The organism is Modestobacter sp. VKM Ac-2979, assembly GCF_026967995.1.
Classification (GTDB): Bacteria; Actinomycetota; Actinomycetes; order Mycobacteriales; family Geodermatophilaceae; genus Modestobacter.
The window spans coordinates 676222-694801 of record NZ_JAPVBO010000001.1 but is presented as its reverse complement, the minus strand read 5'-3'; the positions used below and the strand labels follow the sequence as shown (position 1 = coordinate 694801).

Here is an 18580-nt window from a genome sequence, read left to right as displayed (position 1 = left end):
ATGCCTCCCCGCCGTCCGGAGACGCGTCGTGGCCGGCAGGCACGGCGGGCCACCGAGGGCGAGGACCGGCGTGAGCGCGGTCGCCGCACCGACGCCAGGGACAGCGAAACGGGCGCCCTCGGCGGAGCAGGACACCCGGGCGGTCTGGCGCGGGGTCTTCCGCAGCGGCGGCGTGCGGATGCTGGTGCTGCCGGTCTCGGCGGTGCTCGGCATCCTGGTGACCCGGCTGGTCATCGACAACTACGGCCTGGCGGCCTTCGCCCAGTACGGCCTGCTGGTCGGCATCGGCACCCTGCTGCCCTTCGCCGACCTCGGCATGGCCGCCGCTGTGGTCAACGCCGTCGCCGCGTCCCCCGACGTCCGCGCCGACGACGACCTCCGGCGGGTCGTGGTCACCGCCGTCCGCATCCTGCTCTGCTCGGCCGCGGTGCTCACCGCCGTGGCGGTCGGCATCACCGCGGCGGGCCTCTGGCCGGTCCTGCTCGGCTCGGGGCTGCTGCCGGGCTCGGGCCCGCTGGTGGCCATGGCCTGCGTCGTGCTGATCGCCGTGGGACTGCCCGTGGGCATCGGCCAGCGGGTGCTGGCCGGGCTCGGCCGCAACCACGTGGCGATCGCCGTCCTCGGCCTGCAGACCCCCCTGGTGCTCGGGACGCTGGTCCTCTTCCTCGCCACCGGGGTGCCGGGCGGCTCGCTGATCGCCGCGGTGCCGTTCGCCGTCACCCTCGCCCTGTCCGTGGTCTGCACGGTCATCGCGGCGCGGCAGCTTCGGCCGACGTTGGGCCGCGCCCTGCGCGACGTGTTCCGGCTGCGGTCCGTCCGTGGCGCCCGGGTCTTCGACGTCGCCTGGCCGATGCTGGTCCAGATGATCGCCCTGCCGCTGGCGATGCAGACCGACCGGCTCGTGCTGAGCCACCTCGTCGGTCCGGGTGAGCTGGGGGAGTACAACCTCGCATCGCAGATGTTCACGCCGATCTGGGCGGTCGTGAACGCGGCCGGCTTCACGCTCTGGCCGGTCTTCGCGCGGGCGCGTGCTCGCGGGGCGGAGAGCTCCCCGTTGCCGATGGCCGCCGCGTTCGGCGCCCTGGCGGCAGTCATGACCCTGGTCGTGGCGGTGGCCTCGCCGTGGCTCGCCGACCTGGCCTCCGGCGGGGTGATCACCCTGGGGCCGGCGCTGGTGATCGCCTTCGGTGTGCTGATGGTGCTGCAGGCCGTCAAGTACCCGATGGGCATGTTCCTGACCGACGCGCCGGGTCTGCGCTACCAGGCCTACATGATCGTCGCGATGCTCCCGGTGAACCTCGGGCTGTCCTGGGTCTTCGCCTCCTGGTGGGGGGCGGTCGGGCCGGTGGTCGGGTCGGTCGTCGGCGTGCTGCTGTTCCAGGTGCTGGGCACGCTGGTGTACGTCCGTCGTCGGCTGGCCGCTGCCCAGGCGGAGCCCGCGCCGTACGTGGCGGGCGCCCGATGACCGGCTCCCCGGGTGCGGCCGGCGTGCTGGGCGTCGTCGTCGTGAACTACGCCTCGGCCGCCCTCATCGACGCCAACCTGGGTGCCCTGGACCTGACCGGTCGGCCGGTCCGCGTCGTCATCGTGGACAACCACTCCTCAGCCGCTGAGGCCGAGGCCGTACGGGCACTCACCACCCGGCACGGGTGGGAGCTGGTCGCGCTGCCGGACAACCGCGGCTTCGGTCCGGCGTGCAACGCCGGCGCCGCAGCGGCACGCCGACTGGGCTGCAGCACCTTCCTCTTCCTCAACCCCGATGCCGTGGTCACACTGCCGGTGCTGGAGGAGCTCCGGGTGCACAGTCTCCGTGAGCCGATGGCCCTGATCAGCCCGCGGCTCCTCGACTCGACCGGCGCGGTGGTGTTCCGCGGTTCGTGGTGGCACGAGGCCGATGGCCGCATCCGCGGCGCCGCCCGCGGGGTGGACTGGCAGCCCGACGCCCCGCCGGTGCCCGGTGCCCGTCCCTGGCTCACGGCCGCCTGCCTGATCGTGCACGCAGACCTGTTCGAGCGGGTGGGGGGCTTCGCCGAGGCCTACTTCCTGTACTGGGAGGACGTCGACCTCAGCCACCGCTGCCTGGAGGCGGGCGCCTCGCTGGTGCTCCGGGAGGACCTGGTGGCCGTGCACGACGAGGGCGGCACGCAGGACGGACAGCGAGGACGGGGCAAGTCACCGGCCTACTACCGGTGGAACTGTCGGAACCGGTTGCTGTTCGCGGTGCGCAACCTCGGTCGCGCCGCCGTGCTCCGCTGGCTGCTGGCGACCCCGCGGGTCAGCTGGGAGATCCTGCTGCGCGGCGGCCGGCGCCAGCTGGTCGAGTCCCCGCGGCCGGCGACGGCTGCGCTGCGCGGGGCGCTGGCCGGGGTCGGCCTGGCTGCCGTGACCCTCCTCCGGCCGGCCCCGGCCGCGCGTCGCGCCCGCCGGCTGCCGGTCCTGGTGGTGACCCCGGGAGCGGAGCTCTACGGGGCGGACCGCGTCCTCCTGGAGTCGGTGATCGGCCTGCTGGCGGTCGGCCGGGCGGTGACCGTGGTCGTGCCCGGCGACGGTCCGCTGGTCCGGCAGCTCACCGACCGTGGCGCCCAGGTGGTGACCTGTCGGATGCCGGTGCTGCGCAAGGACGCCCTGCGACCGGCAGGCGCCTGGCGGCTCGGTCGGGACGCCGTGGCCGGGCTGTGGCCGGCGGTGCGGCTGATCCGGGCCGCGGACCGGGTCTACGTCAACACGCTGACCCTGCCCTCCTGGATCGTCCTCGCCCGGCTGCTGCGCCGTCGGGTGACCTGTCACGTGCACGAGGCCGAGCGTTCGGTGCCGTTGCCGGTGCGGCGGTTGCTGAGCCTGCCGGTGACGTTCGCCGATCAGGTCGTGGTCAACAGCGACGTGACCCGGCGGGTGCTGGAGGAGGTCGTGCCGTGGGTGCGGGGCCGCGCGGTCGTCGTGCACAACGGCGTCCCCGGGCCGGCTGAGCCGTCGCCGCCGCGGACCACCCTGGTCGGCCCGGTGCGCCTGCTGTTCATCGGCCGACTGTCACCGCGCAAGGGACCTCAGGTGGCGGTCGCGGCCGTGGAACTGCTGCGGGCCAGAGGCGTGGACGCCTGCCTGGACCTGGTCGGCTCGGTGTTCCCCGGCTACGAGTGGTTCGAGGAGGAGCTCCGCGCCACGGTCGAGCGGGCCGGGCTCGGCGACCGGGTGCACCTCCGGGGCTTCTCCGCCGACGTCTGGCCACAGCTCGCCGCTGCCGACGTCGTGCTCGTGCCCTCGGTGCTCGACGAGTCCTTCGGCAACACGGCCGCGGAGGCCGTGCTCGCCGCGCGTCCGCTGGTCGTCAGCGCGCAGGACGGCCTCCGGGAAGCCGTCGCCGGCTTCACCTCGGTGCAGGTCGTGACGCCCGACGACCCGGCCGCACTGGCCGACGCGGTGCAGGGCGTGGTCGCGGAGTGGGACGGGTGGGCCGGCCGCGCGGTCGCCGACTCCGCCGAGGCCCGACTGCGCTTCGCGCCCGAGCGCTACCGCCGCCAGATCGCAGCCCAGCTCGGGCAGGCCGGGCGCCGGCGATGAGCACGGCGGCTCCGCGCACCGTCACCATCGGGGTGCTGACGTTCCGTCGGCCGGCCGACCTGGCCGCGCTGCTCCCGATGCTCGCCGAGCAGGTCGCCCGGGCCGCGGCGACGGGCCACCGGGCCGAGGTCCTCGTCGTCGACAACGACCCCGCGGGCAGTGGGCGTGCGGTGGTCGCCGCGGCCGGCTGCCCCGTGGTGCGCTACGTGCTCGAACCCGAGCCCGGCATCGCCGCCGCCCGCAACCGGGTGCTGGCCGAGTCGCACGACCGGGACGTGCTGGTCTTCATCGACGACGACGAACGCCCGCGGGACGACTGGCTGGCCCAGCTGCTGGGCACGCACCGGCGCACCGGGGCTGCCGCGGTCGCCGGCGCAGTGGTGTCGGACTTCAGCGGACCGGTGGACCCCTGGCTCGTCGAGGGCGGCTTCTTCGTCCGCCGGCGCCTCCCGACCGGGACCCCGATCGACGTGGCGGCCACCAACAACCTGCTGCTCGACCTCCGGCAGCTCCGCCCCACGGGTCTGCGGTTCGACGTGGCCTTCGGCGCCAGCGGGGGAGAGGACACGCTCTTCACGCGCGGGATCGCCCAGCGTGGCCTGACCATGGTCTGGTGCGACGAGGCCGTGGTGACCGACGTCGTCCCGGTGGACCGGGCCACCCGCAGCTGGGTGCTGCGCCGGGCGTTCAGCTCCGGCAACTCGGTCAGTCGGGTGCACCTGGCGCTGGCCGGGTCCGCGGCCGCCCGGCTGCGGGTCCGACTGAGCTGCACCGGCCGGGGCCTGCCGCGGCTGACGGCCGGCCTGGGCCGGTGGGCGCTGGGTGCGGTGACCGGATCGGTCCGGCACCGCGCCCGCGGCCTGCGCACCGCGGCCCGCGGCGCCGGGATGGTGGCCGGGGCGGCCGGGCACGTCTACCAGGAGTACGGCCGGCCGGGACCGGTCTGACCGCCGGTCAGCGGCGGGACCGGGCGGCCCGGGCGGTGCGGTAGGCGTCCAGGTGGGCACGGCCGGCGGCCGACCACTCACGCGCGCTGAGGTCGGGGCGCGCTGCTGCACCACCTGCCCGCCGGGCGGTGACGGCGGCGACCAGGTCCTCCCCGGTCAGCGGACCGTCGTAGCGGAACACCCAGCCGGGGCCGACCTCATCGGCGAGCAGGCGGTTGACCTCGTTGTCCGGGACCAGGACCGGGCGGTCGAGGGAGAGGGCGGCCAGTGCACCACCGGAGTTGTGCATCTCCCGGTAGGGCAGCACGACGAGCTCGGCCCGGCCGATCTCCTGGACCAGCTCGGCGTCGTCGAGGAACTCCAGGTGGAGCGAGACCCGGGGATCGGCGGCCGCGGCCTCGTGCAGCTCGGCGGCCAGCTCGTCGGTCGAGGGCCGGCCGGCCACCCGCAGCGTCCACCCCGGTTGTCCGGTGGCGGTCTCCGCGAACGCGTCGAGCAGGCCGGTCACGCCCTTGTAGCGGCGCACCAGGCCGACGAAGGCGAGGTGGCCGGGCTGCGGCGCCGGCTCCGGGTGGCGGAGGAACCAGTCCCGGTAGTGGCCGTGGACGATGGTGACCGAACTGGTCCCCGGGGGGGCCGGCGTGGTCGCGTTGAGCTTGACCCACAGGGTCGTCCAGCGCTCGGCCAGCCGCAGCAGCACCACCTCCCGACGCGAGATCCCCTCCGGCAGGTGGAGGTTGTGCAGGGTGCGGACCAGCGGGGTGCGGAGCAGGCGCAGCCGCAGGAGCAGGAGCACGAACAGCAGTTGGCGCACGGCCTTCTTCAGCGGCGAGTGACCCGACACCAGGATCTCGGGCCAGTGCACGTGGAAGACGTCGTACCGCGACAGCAGCGCACGTCGCCAGCTGAAGGTGCGCAGCCGGGCGCCGGGCTGGGCGGTGATGCTGGCAGCGAGGAGGACCAGGTACGGGTTGGTCGTCGGCCGTGGGGTCGGGAAGGACTGCAGCACGACCAGGGGACGGGTCACGCGTGGGGCTCCTCTTGTCTGCTGGGCTGCCCGAGCGGGTGCAGCCCAGGGCGATAGTGTCCGGGATCGTGAGACGGGCCCGGTACGACTGCGTCCGGCTGTACGACAGCATCCGGACGGCGCACCTGGAACGGGCGCACGAGCAGGTGCCGGCGACCATCGTGTTCCGCACCCGTCGCTACGACTTCGACGCCGGGCTCGCGCAGGGCCTCGACCTGGTGCCCGGTGGCGCGTTGTCCATGGCGGTCACGCTGGCGCGCTCGCGGGTGTCGGTCCTCGAGGTCAACGAGCCGCTCATGCAGTCGGGGCTGGCTCGCTCGGCGCTGGCGGTCCTCACGGTGCGTGCGGCGGCGGCGGTGCGACGTCGACCGGTGCGGGTGGTCAGCTACGCGATCGAGAACCGGGACCCCTTCACCGGCCCGCCCCCGGGCGGACGGCTGCGCAGCCGGGTGCGCCGCTGGGCGGAGGTGCGCGCGTCCCGGTTCGTGGCCGGTCGACTGGACCGGCTGGCCTTCGGCACCGCCGACGCGCAGACGCTGTACGAGTCCGTCCTGGGCCACCGGCTGGCCGGCACGGCGACGCGGCTCGTGCCGGCGCTCCCGGCACCGTGCGGCTGCACCGCGGCGGACCGGGAGCCCGACGGGGTGCTGTTCCTGGGTGCCCTCGACGAGCGCAAGGGCGTGCCGCTGCTGCTGGCGGCCTGGCCGCACGTCGTCCGCGCGCACCCCTCGGCGCGGCTCACCGTCGTCGGCAAGGGCCCGCTGGAGCCGGCGGTCCGGGAGCTGGCGGGAGCCGACGACCGGGTCCGGCTGGTCGTGGACCCGCCGCGTCCCGAGGTGCACGCGGCCCTGCGCCGGGCGGCGGTGCTGGTGCTGCTCTCCCAGCCGCGGCCGACCTGGCGTGAGCAGGTGGGCCTGCCGCTGGTGGAGGCCCTGGCCCACGGGGTCGCGGTGGTCGCCACCGAGGAGACCGGTCTGCGCAGCTGGCTGTCCGGGCACGGGCACACCGTGCTGCCCCCCGGGGCGTCGCCCGCCGAGGTCGCTGCGGCGCTCGCCGGTGCACTGGTGGCCGGGCGCTCCACGGCCTCCGTGCTGGCCGACCTGCCGGCCGTGGACGGCCGGCTCGCCGCCGACCGCTGGCTCACCGGCGACTGAGCGACCGGCCCGCCCGTGCGGGTGTCCGGTGGGTCGGGGCACGGATCAGCCCACCAGGTCGGTGAGGTGGCGGCACATCGTCGTGGTGGTGAACCCGGCCAGCACGTGCCGGCGCGCCGCCCGACCCATCTCGGCGGCCCGCTCCCGGTCCTCCAGCAGGTCGAGCACGGCAGCGGCCATCTCCTCGGGGCGCTGCGGTGGCACCAGGAGGCCGGTCACGCCGTCACGTACGTAGTCCGCCATCCCCGGCGTGGCGCAGGCGACGACCGGGCGGCCGACCGACATCCCCTCCAGGGCGACGGTCATGCCCGACGCGTGCAGGTTGGGCCGCGTGGCCACGGCGACCAGGCTGGCCGAGGCGTACAGGTCGCGGGCCTGGGCGTGCGGGATGAAGTCGACCTTCCGGACGCCGGCCGGCGGGGTCAGCGTGCTGCGGGACTGCACGATGCACTCCACATCCGGCCGGCTGCGACGGACGAGCTCCAGCGCGGCGAACAGGGTGGCCGGGTCCCGGTCCCGGTCACCGCCCACGCTGACCACGCGGGGCACGGCGGGAGGCGGGGCGTCCGAGCGGTAGAACTGCTCGTCGATCCCGAACGGCAGGAAGTGCACCGGTGGGCCGTCGGCGCCGATCCAGTCGCGCACCGCGTCGACCTGCGGGCGGCTGAGGCACCAGAGCCCGTCCAGCGCGCGCAGCACCCGGCGCTGCCGGGCCAGGACGGCGGAGGCCGGGTCGCACGCGAGCTGGTCGGTGGCCCAGATGACCCCGCTGAACAGCCGGCGGCCGGGGCGCCCGGCCAGCAGGTGCGCGGCGGTCACCTCGTCCCAGCTCAGGGCCACGTCGGCCGTCCCCCGGCGACGGGTCGCCGGCAGGCCCAGCCGGAGCAGCCCGCGCTGCCAGCGGGAGGGTCCGGGCAGGTCGAGCGCCTCGGCGTCCCGGTCGCCGCTGCGCAGGTGCTCCAGCCCGTAGGGCCAGTCGCCGGGGACGGGGCTCTCCCGGTCCCGCTCCGCCCAGCGGGCGACACCGCGGCCCTCGGGGAAGGCGACCACGAGTCGCCCGGTGCTGGTCACGCGCGTGCCGCCGCGAGGACGGGCCGCGGCGTGGCGGCGGCACCGGCCGGTCCACGGGACGGCGGCCGGGCGCGGTCGACGGCGGGCAGGAGGAGGAGTCCCACGGTCAGTGCCACCTCGGGGATGTTGGAGGGGAGTGGGCCGAAGGCCAGGTCCCACAGGCTGAGCAGGGCCAGGAAGCACAGCAGCGCCGGTGCCCGGCGGCGGCTGAGGGCGACGGTCAGGCCGGCGACGACCGCGACTCCCAGGGCGAGCCCGAGGAGAAGGCCGGGGACGCCGAGGTTGGTCCACAGGTCGGCGACGATGGAGTGCAGCTCGAACCGGCCGGCCAGGAGGTAGTTCTCGATGTAGTTGCCGGCGCTGGGGACGTGCGCCACGGCGAACCCCTCCTTGACGGTGAGCACGTCCCCGCCGGTCGGGACGACGCCCAGCCCGAAGCCGAGCGGCTCGTCGCGCATCAGCGCCCAGGTGCCGGTCCACTCCGGTCGCCCACCGATCAGCAGCGAGCCGCTCTCCTGCACCTGGGTGACCGAGCGGGCCTGCACCTCGGCGCCGAGCGCGCCCGAGGTGAGCAGCCGCGTGGCCACCTGGTAGCCGCCCACGCCCAGCACGGTCAGCGCGACGGCGGTGAGCACCGGACGGCCCGCGCGTCCGGGTGCGCCCGGCGGCCGGTCGGTGAACAGCTGCCAGGCCACCAGTGCCATCGCGGCCGCGCAGAAGCCGAACGCGCTGCGGGCATCGTGGGTGATGTCGACGGCGGCCAGCACGAGGAGCCCGGCCAGGCCGAGCGCGTGCCGCCCGGAGGCGAGGGCCAGGGAGAGCACCAGGATGGTCAGCGGGAGGGCGAGCTCGAACTTCCAGGCGTTGGGGGACTCGGCCGCGCGGGCGAGCCCGGAGGCGAGCATGCCGCTGCCGAACGCGGCGCCCAGCCAGGGCAGTGGGAGGACCGTCCGGGCCCAGGCGACGAGGCCGATCGTGCCGGCGGCGCCGAGGACCATCGTCGAGCTGATCAGCGCCTCGCGGCCGTCGATCGCGTGGTCGAGGGACGACCGGGCGGCCAGCAGGGCACCGGAGGCGACCGCGACCAGCGTGAGCCCGCCCAGCGCGGTGGCCCCCCGGTACTGCCGCAGCGCAGGCAGCCAGACCGGCAGCAGCAGCAGGGTGACCAGGAAGCTCATCGTGACCCCGGTGGGCAGCGCGGGATCGAGTCCGCACAGCGCCAGCGCGCCCACGGCGGTCGCCCGGGCGAAGGCCGTCCCGGACGACGGCCCGCCGCCACCGGCGCGCCAGACCGGGCCGGGGCGCAGCACGTCCCAGAGCCGGCCGAGCTGCCCGGGTGTGCGGCCGGGCAGCTCGTCGAGGACGACGCCGAGCAGCCGGGCCGGGGAGCGGTCGACCCGGTCGGCGACCTCGTCGAACCGGTCGCGGGAGGCCCGGCGGACGTCGAGCAGGACGACGACGGCGTCCGCCGCGGTTGCCCCGGCCAGATCGTCCGGACCGTCGGCGGCAACGGCCGGCACCCCCGCCGCCACGAGTTCAGCGGCCAGCCCTCGAGCAGCGGAGTCCACCGGACCGGGTCGTGCGGTGCCGGCGACCAGCAACCGGGCGCCGGGGGGCAGCGGGGCGGACACCAGCCAGCCGAGGCGCTCGACCTCGCGCTGCCGCCGCGCCGCCGACGCGGCGGAGGGACGGCGCCTGCGGTGACCGAGCCGGCCCAGCACGGGCACCGGGCCCAGGTCGCCCGGTCCGCGGACCGGGCGACGGGCGAGCGAGCCGAGGCCGATGGCCAGGGTGGCGGCCGTGCTGCCGGCCAGCAGGCCGAGGGCGGCGCGGTACCTGGTGTCCGGGGAGGAGGCGAACCGCGGCTCGACGGCCGGCGTGACGGTGGTGAGGGAGAGCGTGCCGGCAGGACCGCTCCCGCCGGTCAGCTCGCCCGCCGCCGCCTGGAGGGAGGCCCCGACGGCCGCGGTGACCCGGCGAGCGGTCCCGGGGTCGCCGGCGGAGACCGTGACCGTGAGGGTCGCCGCGTCCTCGGGGACGGTCACCGAGACGTCCCGGGCGAGCGCTCCAGGCGTCGTCGGCAGGTCGAGCTCTGCGATCACCGGCTGCAGGACGACGGCGGAGCGGGCGAGCTGGACCAGGGAGGGCAGCACCTCCTGGCGGACCAGGGATCCCGTCGCGAGGTCACCGCTGTCGACGGCCCGGGTCACTCCCACGAAGAGCACCGTCCGGGCCTCGAACCGCGGGGCAGCGGTCATCGCCACGGCGACCGACAGCAGGGCGCCGACCAGTCCTGCGGCAGCCACCCAGTGCCAGCGCCGCAGTACGGCAGCGAGGTGGTCGCTGGGGTCCACGGGGCGGTCTCCTCGATCGGGTTGCGCCCATCGTGCCTGCTCAGCGGCCGGAGACCGCCCCTGCGCGGGCAGATCGGGGGCAGCCGTGACCCGTTCGGGTGGGGGCACCCGCCGGCCGGCCACCGGAGGCCGACGGGTCGGTGAGACTGGCTGCACGGGGCGCCGCTGCCTCGGGGCGGGACCGATCGCCGTCCGGGTGCGGACGGCGGTCGGCCCGGACACCACCGAGAGAGGACGGCGATGGGGCTCCGCGCGAACATCGACACCGCACGCAGGCGCTGGCGCTGGGTGGTCGGACTGTCGCTCGCCGGGGTCCTGGTCGCGGCAGCTCTGGTGTCCACCTCGGCGCCCACCTACCGGGCCAGCGCCAGCGTCTTCTTCTCCCTGGACTTCGGCGGCTCGGCCAGCGACCTGGTGCAGGGCTCCACCTATGCGCAGAACCAGGTCACCTCCTTCGCCGCCCTCGCGACGACACCGGCCGTGCTGCAGTCGGTCGTCGACGAGCTGGACCTGGGCACCACCGCCACGGCCCTGGCGACCCGGGTCTCGGCGCAGGCCCCGACCGACACGGTGCTGGTCGAGGTCACGGCGACCGACGGGTCCGCGGCCGGCGCGGCGCGGATCGCCAACGCCGTCGCCGAGTCCCTCGGCCGCCAGGTGGAGGCGTTGGCCCCCACCGGCGCGGACGGCGAACCGAACATCGAGGCGACGACCGTGACGCCCGCCGAGGCCCCGGCCTCCGCCGCCACCCCGCAGGTGGTCCTCACCCTCGTGGCCGGGCTGCTGGCCGGGCTGCTGCTCGGCATCGGCTGCGCCTTCGCCCGTGAGGCGCTCGACAACCGGGTGCGGGACGTCGCCACGCTGGCCCGGGTGACCCCGCTGCCGGTGCTCGGGCTGATCGGCCGGCGTCGCGCCGGGGACGGTCGGCCGGTCGTCGTCGAGGCCGCTCCGCTGGACCCGCAGGCGGAGTTCTACCGACAGCTGCGCACCAACCTGGGCTTCCTCGAGGTGTCCGCCGAGCGGGAGCCCGGTGATCGACGGCTCTCGGTCATCGCGGTGACCTCCTCGGTGCCCGGCGAGGGCAAGTCCACCGTGACCGCCAACCTCGCAGCGGCGCTCGCCGAAGGCGGGGCCCGGGTGCTCCTCGTCGACGCCGACCTCCGCCGTCCGACCCAGGCGGCCGTGCTGGGCCTGGAAGGCGCAGCCGGGCTGACCACCGTGCTGCGGGGCGGGGCCGAGCTGGCGGACGTCGTCCAGGACTGGGGCAGCTCGGGGCTGCAGGTGCTGGCCTCCGGGCCCTGCCCGCCGAACCCCGGTGAGCTGCTCAGCTCCCCGGCGATGGGCCGGTTCCTGGCCCAGCAGCGGGCGGCCTGGGACTTCGTCGTCATCGACACACCGCCGCTGCTGCCCGTGGCAGACGCGGCGATCCTGTCGCGGCTGGTCGACGGCACCCTCGTGGTCGCCAATGCCCGGCTGGTGCGCCGGCACCAGCTGGCAGAGGCACTGACCGGACTGACCCAGGTCGGTGCGCACCAGCTCGGGATCGTGCTGAACATGGTGGACCGCGAGGACTCCGCCTATGACTACCGGACCGATCGGCTGCCGGGCCAGGCCCGCCGGCGGCCCTGGCGGCGCCGTCCCCGGGCCGTCCCGCCGACCGCCGCGGCCCGGCAGGCGCCGCCCACCCGAGTCCTGGCGCGCGACGAGGTGCCGGCGCCGCGCGGGGTGCCGAGCCGCAGCGCCCGATGACCGCCCCGCCCCGGCCGTGGGCCGTGCTGGTGGTCTGCACCGGCAACATCTGCCGTTCCCCGGCGGCGGAGGCGCTGCTCACCGCTGCCTGGCGGGACACCCCGGGGGTGGCCGCCTCCAGCGCGGGGTTGCACGCCCGGGTGGGGGAGCCGATGGCGGCGCCGATGGCCGAGCTGCTCGACGTCCCGTTGCCCGGCTCCCGCGCCCGCCAGCTCACCCCCTCGATCGTCCGGCAGTCGGACCTGGTGCTCACCATGACCCGCGACCAGCGGGCCCGGGTGGTCACGGCGGAGCCCTCGGCGGTACGCCGCACCTTCACGCTGCGTGAGTTCGTCGAGCTCGCGGAGCTGGCGGTGGTCGACCTGGACCCCGCGCTGGACGGTGCGGACGTGCAGCGGTGGACGGCGCTCGTCCGGGCGGCGCCGCGGTTCCGGGGTCGGCGCACCGCCGGCCCGGAGGACGACATCGCCGACCCCTACGGGCGCGACGGGAAGGCCTACGAGGCGGCGATGTCCGAGGTCGACGAGGCGATCGGCCGGTTGGTGCGGGCCTTCGGCGGCTGACTCGGAGCCGTGCTCGGCGACGGGTCGACGGCCGTGGGCCGCGCGTCCTGCAGACCGTCAGGACGCCGCTGCGCGATCGGGGGAAGCTCGCTCCCCGACCGGGTGAACCACCCTGGCGATCGTCACTCTCCGCGCTCGCCGCGCCGTAGCGTCGTCCTCGCCATCACCTAGGGGGAACACAGTGACTGTCATCGGCTACGCACCGGGTGCCTACGACCTCTTCCACATCGGGCACCTCAACATCCTCAAGCACGCTGCGGCGCACTGCGACCGGCTCATCGCCGGCGTCGTCTCCGACGAGATGCTGGTGCTGACCAAGGGCCGTGCCCCGGTGGTCCCGCTCACCGAGCGGATGGAGATCGTGCGCAACCTGAGCATGGTCGACGGGGTGCACGCCGAGGTGCTCCCCGAGAAGCTGGACACCTGGCGCGAGGTCGGCTTCGACGTGATCTTCAAGGGCGACGACTGGCGTGGCACCGAGAAGGGACGCCGGCTGGAGTCGGACTTCGCCGCGGTCGGTGTGGAGGTGCGCTACTTCCCTTACACGGCGCACACCTCCAGCACGATCCTCCGCCGCGCCCTGTCGGTGATCGAGGGTCAGAGCCGGCAGGCGGAACGCGACACGTCGCCGGTCCGCCGGGTCGGCGTCGGCCGATGACCGCGGCCGACCGCCTGCGCGCCGGCGCACCGCCTGCCTCCGCGCGCCTCCCGCTGCCCCCCGTGCTGATGTACCACTCGATCAGCCCGTCGACCGAGCCCGACCCGTTCCGGCTGCGGGTGCACCCCGACCACCTGGACCAGCACCTGCGGCTGCTGCGCCGGCTCGGGTTGCGTGGGGTGCCGCTCGCGACCCTGGTCGAGGCGCACGCGCGGGGAGAGTCCGCCGGGCTGGTGGGCCTCACCTTCGACGACGGCTACCGGGACTTCGTCGAGCACGCCGCGCCGGTCCTCGCGCGCCACGACGTGGCCGGGACCGTCTACGTCGTCGCCGGTCGGCTGGGCGGCACCAACGACTGGGACACCGGTCCGCAGTTCCCGCTGCTGAGCGCCGCTGAGGTCCGCACGGTCGCCGCAGCCGGGCACGAGATCGGCAGCCACACGCTCGGCCACGTCCGGCTCGGCACTGCTGACGCCCGCACGCTCCACGAGGAGACCGTGGGCAGCAAGCGGGTGCTCGAAGACCTGGTCCAGGCCGAGGTCACCGGGTTCTGCTACCCCTACGGCAGCGCGGGTCCGGCCGCTGCGGAGGCCGTTCGCGCGGCGGGCTACGACCACGCCTGCGTCATCGGTGACTACTCCTCCCTGGACAGGTTCACGATCCCGCGCTGCTACATCGGGCCCGGGCACCGCGGCGGGCACCTGCTGGCCAAGCTGGTCCGGCACCACGTGCGCACGTGGAACGGCATGCGCAGCTCCTGAGCCCGGGAGAGGCGTCGGCGTCCGGTCGCCCGTCCCGGGACGCGCGGCGCCCCGAGCACGCGGACTAACCTGGGAACAGGGCCCCCGTGCGCACCCGGCGCGCTGGGTGTGGCCCCCCGGAACCAGGAGTGACCCCCGTGAGCTTGCGCGGCGTGCTCGACGTCGTCCTGTCCGACGCCGGCGTTGCCTCGGTGGTGGGCAGGGCGGGTGCGGCCGACCTGGCCGTCACCGCCCCGCCGTCGGTCCAGCCGCTGGTGGCCGCCGCGCTGGCGGCCCCGGCGCCCGGCGCGGACGTGCCGGTGCTGGTGGTCACCGCGGGGGAGCGGGACGCCGACGCGCTGGCGGGGGTGCTGCGCTGCTTCCTCCCCGACCGGCGGGTGGAGGTCTTCCCGGCCTGGGAGACGCTGCCGCACGAGCGGCTCAGCCCCCGCGCGGACACCGTCGGCCGCCGGCTGGCCGTGCTGCGCGACCTGACCCACCCCGGGGAGAACGGCACGGTCGACGTGCTGGTCGCCCCGGTGCGCAGCGTGCTGCAGCCGCTGGCCCCCGGGCTGGGCGACCTGGTGCCGGTGGAGCTGGCGCCGGGACAGAGCGCCGAGCTCGAGGCGGTCTCCCAGGCGCTGGCGGAGGCGGCCTACACCCGGGTGGAGCTGGTCGAGAAGCGCGGGGAGTTCGCCGTCCGCGGCGGCCTGCTCGACGTCTTCCCGCCCACCGAGCCGCACCCGGTGCGGGTGGAGTTCTGGGGCGACGAGGTCGACGAGCTGCGGTACTTCTCCGCCGCCGACCAGCGTTCGCTGGACGAGCGGCCCGACCGGCTGTGGGCCCCGCCGTGCCGCGAGCTGCTGCTCACCGCCGAGGTCCGGGCCCGCGCGGTCCAGCTGGGGGTCGACCACCCGGAGCTGGCCGAGGTGGCCGGCAAGCTGGCCGAGGGCATCGCCGTGGAGGGCATGGAGTCGCTGATCCCGGCGCTCATCGGCGGGCACCAGATGCAGCTGCTGACCGACCTGGTGGCCCCGGGCACGCACGTGCTGGTCTGCGACCCCGAGCGGGTGCGCAGCCGGTCCGCGGACCTGGTGCGCACCGCCGAGGAGTTCCTCGCCGCCTCCTGGCAGACCGCGGCCGAGGCCGGCCAGGCGCCGATCGACCTGGGGGCCTCCTCCTTCCGCGACCTCGCCGACGTCCAGGACGCCGCCCGGGCCCGGGCCCTGCCCTGGTGGACGACGGGCGCCTTCACGCTCCAGCCCGACGACGACGACCAGCACGTCACCCTGGACGCCACCGGGGTCGAGCGCTTCCACGGCGACCAGGCACGCGCCTTCGACCAGCTGCGCAGCTGGGGCCGCGACGGCTGGCGGGTCGCCCTGACCTTCGCCGGCCCCGGCCCCGCCCAGCGCGCGGCCGACCAGCTCACCGAGGCCGACCTGGGGGCCCGGCTGGTGCCCGGCATCGAGGCCGCTCCCACGGCGGGGCCGACGCTGATCACCCAGGGCAACCTGGAGGCCGGCTTCACCTTCCCGGCCGTGGGCCTGGCGCTGGTCACCGAGGGCGACCTCACCGGCCAGCGCGGCACCTCGATGAAGGACGCCACCAAGATGCCGGCCCGCCGGCGCAACGCCGTCGACCTGGTGCAGCTGCAGCCGGGCGACCTGGTGGTGCACGAGCAGCACGGCGTCGGCCGCTACGTGGAGATGGTCAGCCGCACCGTGCACGGCGGGCAGCGCGACTACCTGATCGTCGAGTACGCACCGGGCAAGCGGAACCAGCCGCCGGACCGGCTGTTCGTGCCCACCGACTCCCTGGACCAGCTGACCCGCTACGTCGGCGGCGAGGCGCCCGCGCTGTCCAAGCTCGGCGGCGCCGACTGGCAGAAGACGAAGAACCAGGCCCGCAAGGCGGTCAAGCAGATCGCCGCGGAGCTCATCCGGCTGTACTCGGCGCGGATGGCGTCCAAGGGCCACGCCTTCGGGCCGGACACCGTCTGGCAGCGCGAGCTGGAGGACGCCTTCCCCTTCACCGAGACGCCCGACCAGCTGGCCGCGATCGACGAGGTCAAGGCGGACATGGCCCAGCCGGTGCCGATGGACCGGATCATCTGCGGCGACGTCGGCTACGGGAAGACCGAGATCGCGGTGCGGGCGGCGTTCAAGGCGGTGCAGGACGGCAAGCAGGTCGGCATCCTGGTGCCGACGACGCTGCTGGCCAACCAGCACTTCAAGACCTTCTCCGAGCGGTTCGCCCAGTTCCCGGTGACGGTGGCGGTGCTCTCCCGGTTCCAGTCGAAGACCGAGTCCGACGAGGTGCTGCGCAAGCTGGCCGACGGCGAGATCGACGTCCTGGTCGGCACCCACCGGCTGCTGCAGCCCACCACCCGGTTCAAGGACCTGGGGCTGGTCATCGTGGACGAGGAGCAGCGCTTCGGCGTCGAGCACAAGGAGTACCTGAAGAGCGTGCGGACGGCGGTCGACGTGCTGTCGATGTCGGCCACCCCGATCCCGCGCACCCTGGAGATGAGCCTCACCGGCATCCGCGAGATGTCCACGATCCTCACGCCGCCGGAGGAGCGGCACCCGGTGCTGACCTACGTCGGCGCCTGGGAGGACAAGCAGATGGCCGCCGCGATCCGCCGCGAGCTGCTCCGCGACGGCCAGGTGTTCGTGATCCACAACCGGGTGCAGTCGATCGACAAGGCGGCGGCGAAGATCCGCAACCTGGTGCCCGAGGCCCGGGTGGCGGTCGGCCACGGCCAGATGAAGGAGCACGAGCTCGAACGGATCATGGTCGGCTTCTGGGAGAAGGAGTACGACGTCCTGGTCGCGACCACGATCGTCGAGTCCGGGCTGGACATCCCGAACGCCAACACCCTGATCGTCGACCGGGCCGACACCTTCGGCCTCTCCCAGCTGCACCAGATCCGCGGCCGGGTCGGCCGTGGCCGGGAGCGGGCCTATGCCTACTTCACCTACGACCCGTCCCGGCCGCTCACCGAGACCTCGGTCGACCGGCTGACCACCATCGCGCACAACACCGATCTCGGGGCCGGGATGGCGGTGGCGATGAAGGACCTGGAGATCCGCGGCTCGGGCAACCTGCTCGGCGGCGAACAGTCCGGGCACATCGCCGGGGTCGGCTTCGACCTCTACGTCCGGCTGGTCGGCGAGGCGGTCAGCGACTACCGGGCCCAGGCGACGGGGGAGTCCCCGGCCGTGGAGCCGGCCGAGGTCCGGGTCGACCTGCCGGTCGACGCGCACCTGCCGCACGACTACGTGCCCGGCGAGCGGCTCCGGATGGAGGCCTACCGCAAGGTCGCCTCGGTGCAGGACGACGACCAGGCACAGGCCGTGCTCGACGAGCTCACCGACCGCTACGGCGCGGCCCCGGCCCCGGTGCTCAACCTGCTGGCGGTGGCCCGGTTCCGCGCGGCCATGCGCCACCTCGGGGTCACCGAGGTGTCGATGCAGGGGCGCAACGTCCGGGTCGGGCCGGTGGAGCTGCGCGAGTCCCAGGTGATGAAGCTGTCCCGGCTGGCCGAGGGGGCCACCTACAAGGAGGCCGTGCGCACCGTGTCGATCAAGGTGCCGCTGGGCCCGGACCGGCGGACGCCGCTGCGGGACGTCGCCCTGCTGGAGAAGCTGCACGCGCTGCTGACCTCGGTCCTCGAACAGCCCGTCGCCGTCGCCTCCTGACCCACGTCGGACCGCGCGGGGTGCGGCGTGGCTCACACCGGGTGTGGCACGCTCGCGCCGTGCCGCGCCGCAGACTCCTCGCCGTCCTGCTCGTGGGTGCCGCCGGGGTGGGGAGCCTGGCCGGGTGCCGCACCGACCCGGACGTCGCCGCCTATGTCGGTGACGAGCAGGTGACCGTCGCCGAGCTGGACGAGGCGGTCGACACCCGGCTCGCCGACCCCGACATCGCCGCCTACGCCGCCGGGAACGAGGTGGGCTACACCCGCCAGGTGCTGAGCCTGCGGGTGGGCGAGGAGCTCCACGACGAGGTGGCCCGGCGCTGGGGTGTCGAGGTGTCCGACGCCGACGTGCGGGCGCGGATCGTCGAGCTGCTCGGCGGCGCCGACCCGGAGGTGGTCTTCACCCAGGTGGCCCAGCAGCAGGGCGCCAGCGAGGCCGACGTGGTGGAGAACGTCCGCCAGCAGCTGGTCCGCCAGCGCGCCGCGGTCGCCGCCGGGCTGGTCGAGCCCTCCGAGGCGGCGCTGCGCGAGCGCTACGAGCAGGTGGCCCCCGGCCTCGCGCAGGTCGAGCTCGGTCTGGTGACGGTCCCCGACCAGGCCACCGCCGACGCCGTGCTGGCCCAGCTGACCGCCGACCCGGCCGGCTACCCGGCCGTCGCCGCCCAGTACGCCGGGCCGAACACGCTGCCGCAGATCGAGCCCCGGGCACCGGCGGACCTGCCCGCGGTGCTGGCCGAGCCGATCGCGGCCACGCCCCCCGGTCAGGGCTTCACCCTGGCGCTGCCGGAGGCCGGCGGGGTGGTGGTCGGCTTCGTCAGCGACGTCGTCGTCCCGACGTTCGAGCAGCTGCGCCCGCAGCTGGCCGACCAGGCCGCGGCCGAGGCGGCGGAGGCCGGCGCCGCGCTGGTGGCCCGGGTGCGGGACGACCTCGACCTGGTGGTCAACCCGCGCTTCGGCACGCTGGAGGGCGGGCAGGTGGTCGCCGCGGACGGCGGCGTGGTGCAGCTCCTCGAGGACGCCGGTGAGGACGCCGCCGGGCTTGCCGGAGACTGACCG

Annotated in this window: 13 protein-coding genes; 10 read left to right on the top strand and 3 right to left on the bottom strand. The window is 75.3% G+C overall.

Going from position 1 to position 18580, the window contains the following annotated elements:
• Nucleotides 1–70 precede the first annotated feature (70 nt).
• Genes O2W15_RS03435 through O2W15_RS03425 form a run of 3 tightly spaced genes read left to right on the top strand, consistent with a single transcriptional unit; the run spans nucleotide 71 to nucleotide 4505 of the window.
• The gene (locus tag O2W15_RS03435; RefSeq protein ID WP_269178367.1) at nucleotides 71–1465 is read left to right on the top strand and encodes an oligosaccharide flippase family protein; all 1395 of its coding nucleotides are present in this window, start codon (nucleotides 71–73) and stop codon (nucleotides 1463–1465) included.
• Nucleotides 1462–3558, top strand: a complete 2097-nt coding sequence (locus tag O2W15_RS03430; RefSeq protein ID WP_269178366.1) for a glycosyltransferase — start codon at nucleotides 1462–1464, stop codon at nucleotides 3556–3558. Before O2W15_RS03435 ends, O2W15_RS03430 begins: the two co-directional genes overlap by 4 nt.
• On the top strand, nucleotides 3555–4505 hold the full coding sequence (locus O2W15_RS03425) for a glycosyltransferase family 2 protein (RefSeq protein WP_269178365.1): 951 nt from the start codon (nucleotides 3555–3557) through the stop codon (nucleotides 4503–4505). Before O2W15_RS03430 ends, O2W15_RS03425 begins: the two co-directional genes overlap by 4 nt.
• A 7-nt stretch (nucleotides 4506–4512) precedes the next feature.
• Here O2W15_RS03425 and O2W15_RS03420 read toward each other — a convergent pair whose 3' ends face one another.
• Nucleotides 4513–5532 carry a glycosyltransferase gene (locus O2W15_RS03420; protein ID WP_269178364.1) on the bottom strand — a complete coding sequence of 340 codons (1020 nt, stop codon included), beginning with the start codon at nucleotides 5530–5532 and terminating at the stop codon, nucleotides 4513–4515.
• Nucleotides 5533–5600: 68 nt separating this feature from the next.
• Here O2W15_RS03420 and O2W15_RS03415 point away from each other — a divergent pair, with 68 nt between their 5' ends.
• Complete coding sequence (locus O2W15_RS03415; RefSeq protein ID WP_269178363.1) at nucleotides 5601–6686, top strand: glycosyltransferase family 4 protein; 1086 nt, start codon at nucleotides 5601–5603, stop codon at nucleotides 6684–6686.
• A 45-nt stretch (nucleotides 6687–6731) separates the two neighbouring features.
• Here O2W15_RS03415 and O2W15_RS03410 read toward each other — a convergent pair whose 3' ends face one another.
• Together O2W15_RS03410 and O2W15_RS03405 are read right to left on the bottom strand one after the other, a co-directional pair.
• Entirely contained in the window at nucleotides 6732–7757 is a 1026-nt protein-coding gene (locus O2W15_RS03410; protein ID WP_269178362.1) for a glycosyltransferase family 4 protein, read from the bottom strand.
• The gene (locus O2W15_RS03405; RefSeq protein WP_269178361.1) at nucleotides 7754–10111 is read right to left on the bottom strand and encodes a hypothetical protein; all 2358 of its coding nucleotides are present in this window, start codon (nucleotides 10109–10111) and stop codon (nucleotides 7754–7756) included. Before O2W15_RS03405 ends, O2W15_RS03410 begins: the two co-directional genes overlap by 4 nt.
• A 240-nt stretch (nucleotides 10112–10351) precedes the next feature.
• Here O2W15_RS03405 and O2W15_RS03400 point away from each other — a divergent pair, with 240 nt between their 5' ends.
• From O2W15_RS03400 to O2W15_RS03375, 6 genes are all read left to right on the top strand, one after another.
• Nucleotides 10352–11860, top strand: a complete 1509-nt coding sequence (locus O2W15_RS03400; protein ID WP_269178360.1) for a polysaccharide biosynthesis tyrosine autokinase — start codon at nucleotides 10352–10354, stop codon at nucleotides 11858–11860.
• Nucleotides 11857–12423 (top strand): arsenate reductase/protein-tyrosine-phosphatase family protein, encoded by a 567-nt coding sequence (locus tag O2W15_RS03395; RefSeq protein WP_269178359.1) that lies wholly within the window; start codon nucleotides 11857–11859, stop codon nucleotides 12421–12423. The genes O2W15_RS03400 and O2W15_RS03395 overlap by 4 nt, the downstream gene beginning before the upstream one ends.
• Before the next feature lie 181 nt (nucleotides 12424–12604).
• A complete protein-coding gene (locus O2W15_RS03390; protein WP_036341044.1) occupies nucleotides 12605–13081 on the top strand; it encodes an adenylyltransferase/cytidyltransferase family protein in 477 nt (158 codons plus the stop codon).
• Nucleotides 13078–13842 carry a polysaccharide deacetylase family protein gene (locus O2W15_RS03385; protein WP_269178358.1) on the top strand — a complete coding sequence of 255 codons (765 nt, stop codon included), beginning with the start codon at nucleotides 13078–13080 and terminating at the stop codon, nucleotides 13840–13842. Before O2W15_RS03390 ends, O2W15_RS03385 begins: the two co-directional genes overlap by 4 nt.
• A gap of 137 nt (nucleotides 13843–13979) precedes the next feature.
• Nucleotides 13980–17525: a transcription-repair coupling factor gene (gene mfd / locus O2W15_RS03380; protein WP_269178357.1), complete on the top strand. Its 3546-nt coding sequence runs from the start codon at nucleotides 13980–13982 to the stop codon at nucleotides 17523–17525.
• A 59-nt stretch (nucleotides 17526–17584) separates the two neighbouring features.
• Nucleotides 17585–18577, top strand: a complete 993-nt coding sequence (locus O2W15_RS03375; RefSeq protein ID WP_269178356.1) for a SurA N-terminal domain-containing protein — start codon at nucleotides 17585–17587, stop codon at nucleotides 18575–18577.
• The last annotated feature ends 3 nt before the right edge of the window (nucleotides 18578–18580 follow it).